The following is a 14,959-nucleotide window of genomic DNA, read 5'->3' on the forward strand; positions in this document are numbered from 1 at the left end:
TGTCATTTTCGATGACATAGTCACTTAAAATATGCCTGTTATTGGGCAGACACTAAATAAAGGCCGCTGGCCCTTAGGAGTTATTCCTTGGGCTAGCGGCCTGTCTGCATTTTATATTAGAATGCGGCTACTACAGCACCGTTGTACTTTTCTGCGATGAACTTCTTAACCTTCTCAGACTTCAGGGCCTTCATGAGAGCCTGAATTTCAGGGCGGTTTTCGTCACCGGTACGAACGGCAACGATGTTTACATAAGGAGAGGTGGAATCCTCAATGAAAATGTTGTCCTTTACCGGGTTCAGCTGAACCTGCATGGCAAAGTTGCTGTTGATAACGGCGGCGTCAACATCCTCCAGGGTACGTGGCACCTGGGCAGGCTCCAGCTCCTGGAACTTGATGTTCTTAGGATTGGCAGTAATATCCTGAATGGTGCCCGTTACGCCAACGCCATCTTTGAGGGTAATAACACCAGCCTTGGCGAGGAGAGACAGAGCACGGCCGCCGTTGGTAGGGTCGTTAGGAATAGAAATGGTGGCACCGTCCTTTAATTCCTTGAGGTCCTTAACCTTCTTGGAATATACGCCCATTGGCTCGATGTGAATACCACCGGCACTTACCAGCTTAACCTCAGGATGTTGCTTTACAAAATCATCAAGATAAGGCTTGTGCTGGAAGTAGTTGGCATCCAGCTCCTTGTCATTCAGATTAAGGTTTGGCTGTACATAATCGCTGTATTCAACGATTTCCAATTTAATTCCATCCTTGGCCAGATCCTCCTTGATCTGTTCGAGAATTTCAGCATGGGGAACGGAAGTAGCACCAACCTTCAGAGTCTTGCTGCCGTTAGCGGCCTGCTTGTTATCTGCCCCACAGCCTGCCAAAGCCACAATGGCAAAAACCAGGGCAGACAGAATAAGTAATACCTTTTTCATGAAAAAACCTCCTTAAAAATAGTGTATATAATTCTCTTGTCAGAGTTACACCCTAGCGGTTAAATTACGCCCACACAAATACTAGCGCTTGTCCAGGTGTTTGGCCAGCTTGTTGCCGGCAAACTGCACTATCTGAACCATAACAATAAGTACGATTACCGTGGCAATCATAATATCGGGACGGAACCGTTGATAACCATAGCGTATGGCCAAATCACCCAATCCACCGCCGCCAATGGCACCGGCCATGGCCGATTCTCCGATAAGGCTGATAATAACGGTAGTAAGCTGGGCCACAATGTTTGGCATAGCCTCCGGCAGGAAAACCTTGCGGATAATCTGTAATGGAGTGGCCCCCATAGCCTGGGCGGCTTCCACGATTCCATAGGGAATTTCCCTAAGAGAGGTTTCCACCTGACGGCCGATAAAGGGGACAGAGGCCAGCACCAGGGGAACCATGGCCGCCGTGGTGCCGATGGCACTGCCTACGATGAGACGGGTCAATGGAATAATGGCCACCATCAATATAATGAAGGGAATTGACCGAATGGCATTGACTACAGCCCCCACCACCCGATTTAGGGGAATACATTCAAGAATTTGTCCCTTGGAGGTGGTGTGGAGAAGCACCCCTAAAGGAATACCCAACAGGGAGGAAATCACCATGGACACAATAACCATGTAAACAGTTTCTCCCAGGGCTTTAGTGATGAGAGGAAGCATGTCTGCTGACATAGCCAATCACCTCCACTTTTACTTTTTGTTCACGAAGATAATCCATGGCGGCGTTAATATCATTCTGACTGCCATCCAGACCTATGATAAGTCTGCCGAAAGGTGCCCCCTTAATGTCGTCAAGGCTCCCGAAGAACAGGTCGGCACTTACATCATATTTCTTCACCAATGATGAAATAATCGGATCATTGGCTGTTTCCCCAATAAAGGTGAGGCGCATAAGGAGAATGCTGTCTTCAAAGGGCTCATGGGCAATATCAATATTTCTGAAATCCACAGGCAGCTCGTTGCTGAGCAAAACGCTGATGAATTCCTTGGTAATAGGCTGCTGGGGATTAATAAACACATCCAGCACGTCACCCTGTTCGGCAATTACGCCCTTGTCTATGACGGCTACCTTATCGCAAATCTCTTTAATAACCTGCATTTCGTGGGTAATAACCACTACGGTAAGCTTTAATTTGTGATTGATATCCTTAATTAATTCAAGTATGGATTTTGTAGTCTGTGGATCAAGGGCCGATGTGGCCTCATCACAAAGGAGAATCTGGGGATTGCTGGCCAGGGCCCGGGCAATGCCCACCCGCTGCTTCTGTCCACCGGAAAGCTGGGATGGATACTGATCGGCCTTATTGGCCAATCCAACCAGCTCCAACAGCTCTGTCACCCGATTTTTAATTTCTTCCTTTGGGGTATTGGATAATTCCAGAGGAAAGGCAATATTGTCAAATACTGTAGAGGTAGAAAGAAGATTAAAATGCTGAAATATCATGCCAATTCCCTTACGGGCTGCCCGCAGCTCCTTGTCGGTCATGGCGGTAATATCCTTTCCTTCTATTGTAACTGTACCCTTGGTGGGACGCTCCAAAAGATTAATGCAGCGCACCAGGGTGGATTTTCCAGCTCCGCTTAAGCCGATGATGCCATAGATTTCGCCTTTATTTATATGTAGGCTGATATCCTTTAGGGCATGAACCGGACCGGCGGCACTGTCATAGATTTTCTCTATATGAGATAAATCAATCACCGTACTCACATCCTGTCGTTTATGGTATGGAGCAATAACTCCATGTGTATAGTTGTAAATTAAAGAATACACTAGAATATTATACCCATTTTTATTTTAAATGCAAAGTAAAGGCAGGCAGTGTAACAAATGATTTACGGCTATAGTCCATGGAAGAAAAACACTTATGCTATGGTTATGAATTATAGCCTATTTTACCTACTATGGCAATAGGTATTTTCAAAAATAGAGAAAACATATATAATTTATATGAGATATTGACCGGTAGTGTAATTTGGCATAAGATTATTCCACAATGCTGGACTACTATTTTAATGAAGGATTAGAGTGAAAGGAAGATGATTTAAATGCGTATCTCAGCAAAGGGCCGTTATGGTCTGGCAGCCATGTCATACCTGGCAGCAAATTACAAAAGTGGTATGGCCATAACCGTACTTCACATTTCGGAGACCTTGGGCATATCAAAAATTTATTTGGAGCAGGTTTTTTCTTTATTAAAAAGGGCCAAACTTGTAATATCAATTAAGGGATCCCAGGGAGGATATTTTTTAAATCGGGAGCCAAATGAGATTAGCGTTTACGACGTTTTGACAGCAATCGAAACAAATTTGACAGAAAAAACTGAGTCCACGGTAAAGGAAAAGCAACCTTTTTTGGACAAGGCAATGGAAGAAATGGTTTTTTCACAGCTGGATGATGCAGTAAAATCAGCTATGGAGGGGATTACGCTGGAGGATATATTAAATAATGTAGAAAAACAGAAGGAACCGGACAAACTGATGTACTTTATTTAAAAGATATTAACTTGACAGTTTATTATTTACAATCACAGTTAACAATCACTATTATTTGACGTATTTTTGTCTGACAAATCTTAAAAAAACGATATAACTATAATTAATTGCTATATTTCTGGCGCCCTTTTTTTATTGACAAAATCGAGGACTATGGTATAAACTGTACGAAGAAATTGAAATTTTGTGACTATTACACTTGAATTAATGTGCAATTGTACGAAAATTCAATAATTCGAGGAAACTCGGATTTGATATGTGTATTGATGAAAATGGGGGATTGTTATGGTAAAGGACAAAGCTACGGTTGTCGTTGTTGGCGGCGGAGCTACAGGCGTTGGTATCCTGCGTGACCTCTCTATGCGTGGCATTGATGCCCTGCTGATAGAGAAGCTTGATATGGTGAATGGTGCCAGCTCCCGTTATCATGGTCTTCTGCACAGCGGTGCCCGCTATGCCGTAAGAGACCAGGAAGCAGCCAAGGAGTGTATCGAGGAAAATACCATCCTGCGTCGTATTGGTAAGTCTTGTGTTGAGGCTACTACCGGTATGTTCGTACAGGTGGAGGGCGATGATCCGGATTTCGTAGATCCTTGGGTAAAGGGTTGCGCTGAAAGTGGTATCAAGACTCGTGAGCTGAGCAAGGAGGAGGCTCTCCGTATGGAGCCAAATCTTTCCCGCAAGCTGGTTCGCGCCTTCGAGGTTCCTGATGGTGCCATCGATGGCTTCCGTATGTCCTGGCAGAATCTTCAGTCTGCTGCCCGTTATGGCGGCCGTTACAAGACCTATACTGAACTTATAAAAATTAACGTTGAAGGCGGTGCTGTAAAGAGCATTACCGTTCGGGACAACGTTACAAAGGAAGAATATGATATTGAGTGTGAAATTTTGGTAAACGCTGCCGGTCCTTGGGCTGGCAAGGTTGCCCAGATGGCTGGTCTGGACTGCTCTGTAAGTCCTTCCAAGGGCACACTGATTGCCTTTAACCAGCGCATTTCCAACCGCGTCGTAAATCGTCTGCGTAAGCCATCCAATGGTGATATATTCGTGCCACATGGCTCTATTACCATCCTTGGTACTTCTTCCATTACTATTCCGGATCCTGAGGATACTTCTACCTCCTGGGAAGAGGTTGAGGAGCTCATGAAGACTGGTGAGGGTGTATTTGAGCATTTGCGTGATTACCGTATCCTCCGTGTATTCGCTGGTTCCCGTCCTCTGTATGTTCCTAAGGGGGCCGACGGTGGCCGTAATGCCTCCCGTGGCTTCGTAACTCTCGACCACGAGAAGGAAGATGGCCTGAAGGGTATGATGACCATCTGTGGTGGTAAGTTCACCACCTATCGTCTCATGGCTGAGAAGTTCTGCGATGTTCTGGCACCAAAGCTGGGCAATACTGCCAAGTGCCGCACGGCAGAGGAGGATTTGGTTCCGGCCGTTTCCGAGGCTGATAAGAAGGCTGCCCGTCAGTACTTCCCATCCTATGGTGTAAATCTGGCTGCTACCCGTTTGGGGACTGAAAAGTTCCCTGAGGTTGTAAAGACTCTTAAGGAGCATCCTGAGACCCGTGAGGTTCTCTGCGAGTGCGAGAACGTTACTATGGCCGAGGTTATGCGCATTGCCCAGGAGCCTACCAGCCACAGCGTAGCAGATGTGAGAAGAAGAACCCGTCTTGGTATGGGCACCTGTCAGGGTAATTACTGCGCAATCCGCAGTGCTGCTATCGCCAATAAGCTGTTCAAGAACAAGCTTGAGGGCTGCAGCGATTCCCTCAGCGATATGAAGAACTTCCTGCAGGCCAGATGGAAGGGTATTACTCCTGTAATGGCAGGTAAGACTCTCCGTGAGGCTGAAATGACCAGAGGCATGTATGAAGTATTGTTCAATGTAAATGGGGGTAGACGCTAATGAGCAAGTCAGATGTAGTTGTTATCGGTAATGGTTTGGCCGGCCTGATGTCCGCTCTTGTCAGCGCAGATCAGGGCAAAAAGGTAACACTGCTGTCCTATGGTGCGGGTACTTTCCCTCTTAACAGTGGCGTTATCGACGTATTAGGTTATGATGACTCCGGCAAGGCTGTATCTAATCCAGCTCAGGCGGTTAGTGCAGTGGCTGATGAGCATCCATATAAAAAGATTGGCACCCAGGCCCTGGAAGAATCAGTAAAATTCTTTAAGGCTGTGGTTGCAGCTGAGGGCTTGCCTTATGTAGGTTCCCTCAATGAACAGCAGTGGCTGGTTACTGGTGTGGGTACCTTAAAGCCATCCTGCCTGGTTCCGGAGTCCATGCAGGGCTCCCAGTGCTTTGAGGCCTCTGAGATCGTTCTCGTAGGCATTAAGGGCTTGAAGGATTATTATGTAGATATGGTTGCAGAGAACCTGGCCAAGGAGCTGGGCAATGACAAGAAGTACACGGTCATTACTGTAGATCCTCATTATGAAGGTGCTCGTGACCTGACCACCAAGGACGTTGCTTCCTGGATGGATACTGAGTCCGGTTATGCGGATTTCCTTTCCCAGGTTAAGGGCAGCGCCGGTGCCGGCAAGGTAATTCTTGTTCCTCAGATTCTCGGTCTGAAGGGCAATGTAGTTTATAAGAAAATCGTTGCAGATTTGGGTTGTCCGGTAGTTGAGACTACGGCAATGCCACCTTCTGTAAATGGTCTCCGTCTCCGTGATGTACTCCTGAGTGCATTGAAGAAGAAGGGTATCACTGTTATTGAGAATGCCAAGGCTGAAGAGGCTGTTATCGATGGCAGCAAGGCTGTAGCAGTTAAGGCTGGTGGCGAGGTTCGTCTCCAGACCTACAATGCTGACAAGTTCATTGTTGCTACCGGCGGCTTCTACAGTGGCGGTATCACCATGCGTGATTTTGGTGATGCCAAGGAGGTTGTGTTTAATCTTCCGGTGGAATGTGACTGCGTTGAGGAGCGTTGGGTAAACAAGCAGCTTTTCTCCGATAAGAAGCAGACCTTCGCAAAGACTGGCGTAAGAGTAGATGCAACTCTCCGCGGCGTTAATGAGTCCGGCAATGTAGTTCTTCAGAACGTTTATGTTGTAGGCCGTAACCTCAGTGGCTATGATTTCTGCTTTGAGCATTCCGGCAATGGTGTGGCTTTAGCTTCTGCTTATAAGGCAGCCAAGGCTTGATTGAAAGGGGTATTATATTATGGAGTTAGAAGAAAGAGCAAGGGATTCAGCCGATAATTGTATTGCCTGCACATCTTGTGTTGCAGTGTGCCCAGTTACCAAGGCTAATCCAGACTATAGAGGACCAAAACTCGTAGGTCCTGCTCATAACCGTATGCACTTCTCTGATGAGAGCGATTATGAGGATTCTCTGAAGCTGTGTTCCAACTGCAAGAACTGTGATATTACCTGCCCTAACGGTGTATCTGTTGCAACTCTTAATATGTTGGAGCGTGCCAAGTACTACAAGGCTCATCCTGAGAAGCATACTCAGGCTGACCAGATGCTGAGCCACAACTTCCAGATGGCTGATATGCTTAAGAGCATTCCATTTGGCAGAACCTGTGCCAACATCGGTATGTCCATTGGTGAGGCCATGGGCATGATGGGGGCTATGGGTATTGCTCCTCAGCGCAAATCTCCACGATTTGCTACTAAGTATTTCCGGGAGATTTATAAGGACCTCAAGCAGCCTGAGGGGCTTACCAAGGAAGTATTGTTCTTCCCTGGCTGCTTTATCGATGTAAATGATCCGGAGGTGGGCGTTGCTTTTGTTAAGGTTATGAACGCCAACGGCTACAAGGTTTTGATGGATGAACGGTTCAAGTGCTGCGGTTCCCCATTGGTTGTAGGCGGTTATCTGGATGAGGCAAGAAGCCATGCGGATAACAATGTGTCAATCATTAACGAATATGCTGCAAGAAATATTCCGGTCATTGCCTGCTGTACCTCCTGCTCCTTGATGCTTAAGGCTGAGTATACTGAGCTCTTTGCTGAGGAGGAAATGGCCAGGGCGGCAAAGAATGTTTATGATGCATTTGAATTTTTGACCATCCTTGCCGAAAAGGGTGAGCTGAAGAAGGTTCATGTATCTTCCGACAAGAAGTTCATTTACCATGCTCCATGTCATCTGCGGGCCCAGGGTATGGGTATGCCGGCTGTTGATCTCCTGAAGGAGATTGGGGTAAATATCGACAGTGCGGATGCAGGCTGCTGCGGCATGTCCGGTTCTTATGGCTTCCATAAGGAAAACTATGAGACCTCCATGAAGATTGGTTCTGAACTGTTTGATAAGATCAATGCCAGCGGTGCCCACAAGGTGGTCTGTGATTGCGGTACCTGCCGTGAGCAGATTAAGCATGGCACCAATGCTAAAACAACTCATCCAATTCAGGTATTGGCAAAGGCTTACGAAAAGTAAGCAGCTTACTTAGGTGAAGAGATTTGGGTGGATATTATTTAGGGAGATAATGACAGGAGGCTTTTGGCGAGTCTCCTTCACCCGAATCATTTTCATATATGACCCATGGGGTTAAGAGAGGCCCCGATGGGTCTGGCAATAGTTCTATATTTTAAGGGGGATTTTAAAAATGGCAAAGAAGTATGTAATGGCGTTAGACGCAGGTACTACCAGTAACAGAGCTATCATCTTTGATGAGAACTCCAAGATCATAGGGGTATCCCAGAAGGAATTCACTCAGATTTTCCCACAGCCGGGCTGGGTTGAGCATGATGCTGATGAAATCTGGAGCACTATGGTTACTGTAATGAAGGAGGCTCTGGCTGAGAGCGGCCTTTCTGCTAACGACATTTCTGCCATTGGTATCACCAATCAGCGTGAGACCACTGTTGTATGGGACAAGAATACTGGCCGTCCTGTATACAATGCAATCGTTTGGCAGTCCCGCCAGACTGCCGGCATTGCTGAAGACCTGAAGAAGCAGGGTCTGACTGAGGAGTTCAAGAACAAGACTGGTTTGACCATTGATGCTTATTTCTCCGGCACCAAGATTACCTGGATCCTCGAGCATGTTGAAGGCACCCGTGCCCGTGCAGAAGCAGGCGACCTGATCTTCGGTACTATTGACACCTGGTTGATTTGGAAGTTAACTGGTGGTAAAGTACATGTTACTGACTATTCCAATGCTTCCCGTACTTTGATGTACAACATCAAAGAGCTGAAGTGGGATGAGCAGCTCCTGTCTTACCTGAAGGTTCCTGCAAAGATGCTGCCTGAGGTTAAGCCTTCCTCTTGCCGTTATGGCTTCACTGAGCCATCCATCCTTGGTGCTTCCGTACCTGTATCCGGTGCAGCAGGTGACCAGCAGTCCGCACTGTTCGGCCAGAACTGCTTCGAGCCAGGTATGGCTAAGAATACCTATGGTACTGGCTGCTTCATGCTCATGAACACCGGTACTGATATCTATGATTCCAAGAACGGTCTGGTTACTACCATCGCTTGGGGTCTTGATGGCAAGGTTGAGTATGCTCTTGAGGGTTCCATCTTCGTAGCAGGTTCCGCTATTCAGTGGCTGCGTGACGGCGTTCGCATGGTAGACTCCGCTCCGGATTCCGAGTGGGTTGCCAAGAAGGTTCGCGACACTGCTGGTGTTTACCTTGTACCTGCATTTGTAGGTCTCGGTGCTCCATATTGGGATCAGAATGCCCGTGGTATGATTATTGGTATTACCCGTGGTACCACCAAGGCTCATATCGTTCGTGCAACTCTTGAGTCCCTGGCTTATCAGACCAGAGATGTTCTGGGTGCTATGGAGGCTGACTCCAACATTAAGCTGGCTTCCCTGAAGGTTGATGGCGGTGCTGTTGCCAATAACCTGATGATGCAGTTCCAGGCTGATATCCTTGGTGTTCCTGTTGATCGTCCTCAGATCATCGAGACTACTGCCCTTGGTGCAGCTTACCTGGCTGGTCTTGCTGAAGGCGTATGGGCAAACAAGGATGAGCTGAAGTCCGCATGGAAGCTGGATGTTCGCTTTGAGCCTGTAATGGACAAGGCTGAGGCTGACAAGCTCTACAAGGGCTGGCAGAAGGCTGTTAAGCACTCCATGCATTGGCTGGATGAGGAGTAATATTTACTCCAAGGTTGCAGCGTAATTGCTGCTTATGTAAGGATTCATTATCTGATGCCGACTCATAACAGGGTCGGTGTCAGATGTGGATTATAGTATTTATTCATATTTTTTATGAAAGAGGGATGTAAAAATGGATAATTTGTTAGGCGAGTTCGTCGGTACTATGGTACTGATGGTATTTGGTTGCGGTGTTAATGCAAACATGACCTTGGCTAAGTGCTATGGTCGCGGCGGCGGCTGGATCTGCACAACTACCGGATGGTGCTTTGCAGTAGTAATGGGTGTTTACACTTCTGTTGCTCTCGGTGCTCCTCAGGCAGATATCAACCCTTCCGTTACCATCGCCAAGACCTTGGCAGGTGTTTACACTTGGGATCAGTTTGCAGCTACCTCCATCGTTCAGATTCTTGGTGGTATCCTCGGCGCAATCATCGTTTATCTTGCATATCTCCCACATTGGGCAGAGACTGAAGGCAGCAAGCTGGGTGTATTCTCCACTGGTAATGCCTGCGGTAATCAGATGACTGCATTCATCTCCGAGTTTATCGCTACCTTCTTCCTGATGTTCGGTATCTGGTGCATCTTCTCCAAGGGCGTTCAGGGCTCCATCGGCCTTGCTCCTGGCTTTGGTCCTTATCTCGTAGGTTGCTTGATCTGGGCTCTTGGTCTTTCCCTTGGCGGTACCACTGGTTATGCAATGAACGCAGCTCGTGACCTTGGTCCAAGAATTGCCCATGCAATTCTTCCTATTCCTGACAAGGGCGACGGCAACTGGGGCTATGCTTGGATTCCAGTAGTTGCTCCTCTTTGCGGTGGTGTTGCAGCTTTTGTTGTATCCCGCGCTTTCGGTATTATCTGATAATCCGATAACAGGAAAAATTATCTAAGAAGCATGTACCCCTGCCTAGTATTAGGCAGGGGTATTTCTTAATTAGGCCTCCTGATGGAATGTATACTTAATGGGGTGTTGGTAGAAAAAATTGCACAATTGGGTTATACTTATGAAATGAGGTTAAGGCTATCTCATTTATCTGTTCATTTATGGAAACGCCCATAGAAAAATCTTTTAGAAAGAAAAAGAAGAAAAATTTGAACAATGGCGTTATACGTATTATTTAGGAGGGGTTCCCCATGGAAAAAAATGCTTTGACAAAATTAGGAATAGCACTGGTTATTATTGCCGTTTTACTGGCTGGGGCATATAAGCTGTATACCGATTCCCTGGCCAATGACTTTAATGACATTTCGACTGTTGAAATTGAACGGGTGGCCGAAACCTATACTGGTGAATATCATCGTCCCGATTGCCCAAAGGCAAAGCGAATTTTAAAGCCGGTAATTTTTAATGAGGGCAAGACCGCAGCGGAAAATAATAAGCAGGCCAAGGCTGAAGGTTATGTTCCTTGTAAGCGCTGTCATCCTGAAGATGTGAAATAATTGTAGCTGTAAGGCCCTTGATGATTAAGTCAAAGGCCTTTTCTTACTATGAACACTTAGCAAGCACAAGCCTACGGCGCAGTGGGAGCTTAGTGTTCGTTGTAAGGGCGTAGTGCGAAATAACGTTTCGCACGAAGTTTACTACGAAACACTATTTTGCACGAAGTTTACTATTAAATCTTAGCGAATCAAATCCGAAGGATGCAGATAAGCTTTAGATTTCGTGTAAGGGCTGATGAAAGCCCACATGCTTTCAGCTTGCTTATTACGAAAGGACGTATTATGGCTATCAAAACACCTACGCCACCTACCCCACCGACCCCGCCGGTATCGCCTAAGGCCCAGGATAATGAGGCTTCGGGACATAATCCGGATACAGCCACGGGGACAGATGGGGGCAGCAGGGAATTTGGAATTCATATAAACATTTCCGGCCCGGAGGATAAACAGGAACAAAAGGAAAATACGCGGGTGAATTCCCCGGCAGCAGGTGATGGTCAACTGCAACGGGAGGTTACCTCCAAGGAACGGGATCAGCTTCCGGAGCCCCAAGCTGTACTCACAGGCGATATGCCCTCTGATAAAATGCTGCAGACGGAAACAAGGGAGCCGACTAATGATACCCTGCATATAAGCCATGATAATCCATCCATGGAGGGTATAAGCCTTTGGCCCTTTGTACTGGTTTTTGTGGCTGCCTTTATCGGCTTTACCATGTTGAATTATATGAAAAATAAATCCTCTGAACCATGGACCGCCCAAAAGACTGAGCTTCCTCCCAGAGTTGGCCGGGAACAGGGTAAGGGCCATGAACCAAAAAGTGAAGGGGTACCATCTAAGGATAAGCAGGAGGATACCCATAAGCATTTTGAAATAAGAATTTAAGACCTCTATCCTGCGCTGGTGGGGGATTGGGTATTAAAACTATTCGACTGGATGGAGTAGCAGCATAAAGCTCCAAATAAGTAAGTCCAGTTTTACAAAATATTATATTTACAGTATAATTAAACGATAGAATATTCAAGGGATATAACTCCCTATATATATTTGGTTATTAATAATGGAGGTCATTAAGGTGTTAGATATCAAATTTGTCAGAGAGAATCTGGAAGCTGTAAAGGAAATGCTGAGAAAGAGAAATAATAGCTTGTCATTGGATGGATTCATCGATTTGGAGAAAACCCGTCGTGAAATTCTGGCTGAGGTAGAGACACTTAAGGCAAAGCGCAACACCGTATCCAAGCAGATTGGGGCCATGAAGAAGGCTGGGGAAAATACGGATGCCATCGTGGCCGAAATGCAGTCTGTAGGTGATGAAATTTCCAAGCTGGATGCCCAGTTAAAAACCGTAGAGGAAAGTCTGCGTGATATAATGCTCCATATTCCAAATATGCCGAAGGAGGATGTTCCTTATGGCCTGGATGATAGTGATAATCCAGAGGTCAGAAAATTCATGGAGCCTACCAAGTTTGATTTTGAACCTAAGGCCCACTGGGATTTAGGTGCTGACCTGGATATTATTGATGCTGAGCGTGCCGCAAAGGTTACCGGTGCCCGTTTTACCTTCTACAAGGGCTTGGGTGCCCGCCTGGAGCGTGCTCTTATAAACTTCATGATGGATTTGCATGCCACTAAACACGGATATACGGAAATGCTGGCCCCATGCATTGTAAACAGCGACAGCATGATTGGTACCGGCCAGCTTCCAAAGTTTGCCGAGGATATGTTTAAGCTGGAGGGGCTGGATTATTATATGGTACCTACTGCTGAGGTACCAACCACCAATTACCATCGTGAGGAAATTATCGATGGTTCTTCCCTTACCGAAAAATATTGTGCATATACAGCCTGCTACAGAGCTGAGGCTGGCAGTGCCGGCCGTGATACCCGTGGTCTTATAAGACAGCATCAGTTTAACAAGGTTGAGCTTATTAAATTCTGTAAGCCGGAGGACTCCTGGGATGAGCTGGAGAAGATGACTGATGATGCCGAGGATGTACTGCGCATTCTGGAGCTTCCGTACCATGTAGTACTCCTTTGCACTGGTGATATGGGCTTTACTTCCGCCAAGACCTATGACCTGGAGGTGTGGATGCCGGCGCAGAATTGCTACCGTGAGATTTCCTCCTGCTCCAACTGTCTTGATTTCCAGGCCCGTCGTGCCAATATTAAGTTCCGCCGTGATGCCAAGAGTAAGCCGGAATTTGTCCATACCTTGAATGGCTCCGGCTTGGCTGTGGGACGTACCTTTGCAGCTATTTTGGAGAATTATCAGAATGAGGATGGTTCCGTTCGCATTCCAAAGGCATTGATTCCGTATATGGGTGGCGTAGAGGTTATTAAAAAGGAAGAGCTGTAATTTTACTTATTTATTATTGTATAGCCTGCCCTGGTGGTGGGCTATATTTTTTTGGGGAGGAAAAACTATGCCAATGAGAGCCGTGTGGGCGGAAGTGGATTTAAAGGCCCTGGAGTCTAATATAAAAAATATCAAGGCTTGTATTAATAATAACGCCAAATGGTGCGCTGTGGTGAAGGCGGATGCCTATGGTCATGGAGCCTTGGCTGTGGCGAGAAAATGTGTGGAAATGGGAGCCTCTTATTTGGCAGTGGCGGTCCTTAGTGAGGCCCTTGCCTTGCGTAAGGCCGGCTTTACCACCCCCATCATTATTCTGGGTGCATCTCCCAAGGATGCGTCAGGGATGCTGGTGGATTACGATATAACCCAGGCTGTTTTTGAATTTGAACAGGCAGAAGCAATTTCTCAGCAGGCTGTGTTAAGAAACAAAACAGCCAAAATACATCTTAAAATTGATACGGGAATGCATCGCATTGGCATAAAGCCGGATGAGGCAGGGGAAATGGCAAAAAAAATAGCGGCGTTGCCCGGAGTAAAGCTGGAGGGAATGTTTTCTCATTTTGCCTTGGCTGATAATGAGGACAAAACCTATTCCTATAAGCAGCTGGAAAGCTTTAAGCAGGCCATTAAACAGGTGGAGGAAGCCGGAGTCTCCATTGAACTGAAGCACATTGCCAATTCTGCCGCTATTTTGGAAATGCCGGAAACCCATTTTGATATGGTGCGGGCCGGAATTATTTTATATGGTCTCTGGCCCTCCGAGGAGGTCCATAGAAGTATTGAATTGAAGCCTTTGATGAAGCTGTGTGCTAAGGTAGCATTTTTGAAGGAGCTGGAGGCAGGTGAGTCGGTGAGTTATGGCTGTACCTGGACAGCAAAGCGCAGAAGCTTAATCGGAACCCTGCCGGTGGGTTACGCTGACGGGTATACCCGAATGCTCAGCGGCAAGGCAGAAGTAGACTATAAAGGAAAGCGGGCCCCCATAGCCGGACGGATCTGCATGGACCAGTGTATGGTGGACCTGACAGAAATAAAGGATATAAAGGAAGGGGATACAGTGGTATTGTATGGTTCTGCTGCCCTTACTATGGATGAAGTGGCAGGCTGGCTTGGAACTATTAATTATGAGCTGCCATGTATGCTCAGTCCGAGAGTGCCACGAGTATATAGGGAATAGAATAATAGACTGCTGAACAGGGAGACATTGGTTCCAAGCCGGTGTCTCTTTTTGATCTATGCAAATTAAATATGGGAAAAATGATATATATGTTGACAATATTCTAAAAAGGTAGTAGTATTATCAACGTTGTCACATCAGTTACTAATAAGTATGAATAAAGACAACAAAAATATTTCAAAAAAGTGCTTGACATAAAAGCAACTTAGAGATATTATATAGAAGCTGACTCACGAAGCAAAAGCTTCTGAGAAAAGCTGGACACGAAGTAATTTTTGGTTGTAGCGAGGCGCGACGCAGTAAAGCGACGAAGGCGTACATGAACGGTACGTCGAGGAACTTTACAAGGAGCAACAAAGCTACGGACAAAAAGGACGAGTGTGGTGTTCTTTGAAAACTAAACAATGCAACAGGAATCATGCACACATGATTCAAGC

At 46.4% G+C, this 14,959-nt stretch carries 13 protein-coding genes; 10 read left to right on the plus strand and 3 right to left on the minus strand.

The window, feature by feature from the left end; translation table 11 throughout:
• Positions 1–116 precede the first annotated feature (116 nt).
• From Q0Y54_RS07020 to Q0Y54_RS07030, 3 genes are all read right to left on the minus strand, one after another.
• Positions 117–932 (minus strand): MetQ/NlpA family ABC transporter substrate-binding protein, encoded by an 816-nt coding sequence (locus Q0Y54_RS07020; RefSeq protein WP_297965701.1) that lies wholly within the window; start codon positions 930–932, stop codon positions 117–119.
• Between the two features lie 81 nt (positions 933–1,013).
• The gene (locus Q0Y54_RS07025; protein WP_297965703.1) at positions 1,014–1,667 is read right to left on the minus strand and encodes a methionine ABC transporter permease; all 654 of its coding nucleotides are present in this window, start codon (positions 1,665–1,667) and stop codon (positions 1,014–1,016) included.
• Positions 1,636–2,694, minus strand: coding sequence for a methionine ABC transporter ATP-binding protein (locus Q0Y54_RS07030; RefSeq protein ID WP_297965705.1), 1,059 nt, complete (start codon positions 2,692–2,694; stop codon positions 1,636–1,638). Before Q0Y54_RS07030 ends, Q0Y54_RS07025 begins: the two co-directional genes overlap by 32 nt.
• 347 nt (positions 2,695–3,041) lie before the next feature.
• Between Q0Y54_RS07030 and Q0Y54_RS07035 the strand changes: the two genes are divergently transcribed.
• The 10 genes from Q0Y54_RS07035 to alr all read left to right on the plus strand — a co-directional run bounded on the left by Q0Y54_RS07035 (position 3,042) and on the right by alr (position 14,522).
• The gene (locus Q0Y54_RS07035; RefSeq protein WP_297965706.1) at positions 3,042–3,488 is read left to right on the plus strand and encodes an Rrf2 family transcriptional regulator; all 447 of its coding nucleotides are present in this window, start codon (positions 3,042–3,044) and stop codon (positions 3,486–3,488) included.
• A gap of 285 nt (positions 3,489–3,773) precedes the next feature.
• Positions 3,774–5,396 carry an anaerobic glycerol-3-phosphate dehydrogenase subunit GlpA gene (glpA, locus tag Q0Y54_RS07040; protein ID WP_297965708.1) on the plus strand — a complete coding sequence of 541 codons (1,623 nt, stop codon included), beginning with the start codon at positions 3,774–3,776 and terminating at the stop codon, positions 5,394–5,396.
• Positions 5,396–6,637 (plus strand): anaerobic glycerol-3-phosphate dehydrogenase subunit GlpB, encoded by a 1,242-nt coding sequence (gene glpB, locus Q0Y54_RS07045; RefSeq protein WP_297965710.1) that lies wholly within the window; start codon positions 5,396–5,398, stop codon positions 6,635–6,637. Before glpA ends, glpB begins: the two co-directional genes overlap by 1 nt.
• 19 nt (positions 6,638–6,656) lie before the next feature.
• On the plus strand, positions 6,657–7,877 hold the full coding sequence (locus Q0Y54_RS07050) for an anaerobic glycerol-3-phosphate dehydrogenase subunit C (protein WP_297965712.1): 1,221 nt from the start codon (positions 6,657–6,659) through the stop codon (positions 7,875–7,877).
• 169 nt (positions 7,878–8,046) lie between these two features.
• Positions 8,047–9,546, plus strand: a complete 1,500-nt coding sequence (glpK, locus tag Q0Y54_RS07055; protein ID WP_297965714.1) for a glycerol kinase GlpK — start codon at positions 8,047–8,049, stop codon at positions 9,544–9,546.
• Between the two features lie 133 nt (positions 9,547–9,679).
• Positions 9,680–10,408 (plus strand): MIP/aquaporin family protein, encoded by a 729-nt coding sequence (locus Q0Y54_RS07060; protein WP_297965716.1) that lies wholly within the window; start codon positions 9,680–9,682, stop codon positions 10,406–10,408.
• Positions 10,409–10,680: 272 nt separating this feature from the next.
• Positions 10,681–10,986: an Ada metal-binding domain-containing protein gene (locus tag Q0Y54_RS07065; protein ID WP_297965718.1), complete on the plus strand. Its 306-nt coding sequence runs from the start codon at positions 10,681–10,683 to the stop codon at positions 10,984–10,986.
• Positions 10,987–11,268: 282 nt separating this feature from the next.
• Complete coding sequence (locus tag Q0Y54_RS07070; protein WP_297965721.1) at positions 11,269–11,871, plus strand: hypothetical protein; 603 nt, start codon at positions 11,269–11,271, stop codon at positions 11,869–11,871.
• 190 nt (positions 11,872–12,061) lie between these two features.
• Positions 12,062–13,345, plus strand: coding sequence for a serine--tRNA ligase (gene serS, locus Q0Y54_RS07075; protein WP_297965723.1), 1,284 nt, complete (start codon positions 12,062–12,064; stop codon positions 13,343–13,345).
• A gap of 67 nt (positions 13,346–13,412) precedes the next feature.
• On the plus strand, positions 13,413–14,522 hold the full coding sequence (gene alr / locus Q0Y54_RS07080) for an alanine racemase (protein WP_297965725.1): 1,110 nt from the start codon (positions 13,413–13,415) through the stop codon (positions 14,520–14,522).
• The last annotated feature ends 437 nt before the right edge of the window (positions 14,523–14,959 follow it).

Source organism: uncultured Anaerovibrio sp. (assembly GCF_947302755.1).
Taxonomy (GTDB): Bacteria; Bacillota; Negativicutes; order Selenomonadales; family Selenomonadaceae; genus Anaerovibrio.

What these genes read in the sequence shown, in the direction of transcription:
- Q0Y54_RS07020 (WP_297965701.1), bottom strand. Translation starts at nt 932, where the DNA reads ATGAAAAAGGTATTACTTATTCTGTCTGCCCTGGTTTTTGCCATTGTG.
- Q0Y54_RS07025 (WP_297965703.1), bottom strand. Translation starts at nt 1,667, where the DNA reads ATGTCAGCAGACATGCTTCCTCTCATCACTAAAGCCCTGGGAGAAACT.
- Q0Y54_RS07035 (WP_297965706.1), top strand. Translation starts at nt 3,042, where the DNA reads ATGCGTATCTCAGCAAAGGGCCGTTATGGTCTGGCAGCCATGTCATAC.
- glpA (WP_297965708.1), top strand. Translation starts at nt 3,774, where the DNA reads ATGGTAAAGGACAAAGCTACGGTTGTCGTTGTTGGCGGCGGAGCTACA.
- glpB (WP_297965710.1), top strand. Translation starts at nt 5,396, where the DNA reads ATGAGCAAGTCAGATGTAGTTGTTATCGGTAATGGTTTGGCCGGCCTG.
- Q0Y54_RS07050 (WP_297965712.1), top strand. Translation starts at nt 6,657, where the DNA reads ATGGAGTTAGAAGAAAGAGCAAGGGATTCAGCCGATAATTGTATTGCC.
- glpK (WP_297965714.1), top strand. Translation starts at nt 8,047, where the DNA reads ATGGCAAAGAAGTATGTAATGGCGTTAGACGCAGGTACTACCAGTAAC.
- Q0Y54_RS07060 (WP_297965716.1), top strand. Translation starts at nt 9,680, where the DNA reads ATGGATAATTTGTTAGGCGAGTTCGTCGGTACTATGGTACTGATGGTA.
- Q0Y54_RS07065 (WP_297965718.1), top strand. Translation starts at nt 10,681, where the DNA reads ATGGAAAAAAATGCTTTGACAAAATTAGGAATAGCACTGGTTATTATT.
- Q0Y54_RS07070 (WP_297965721.1), top strand. Translation starts at nt 11,269, where the DNA reads ATGGCTATCAAAACACCTACGCCACCTACCCCACCGACCCCGCCGGTA.
- alr (WP_297965725.1), top strand. Translation starts at nt 13,413, where the DNA reads ATGCCAATGAGAGCCGTGTGGGCGGAAGTGGATTTAAAGGCCCTGGAG.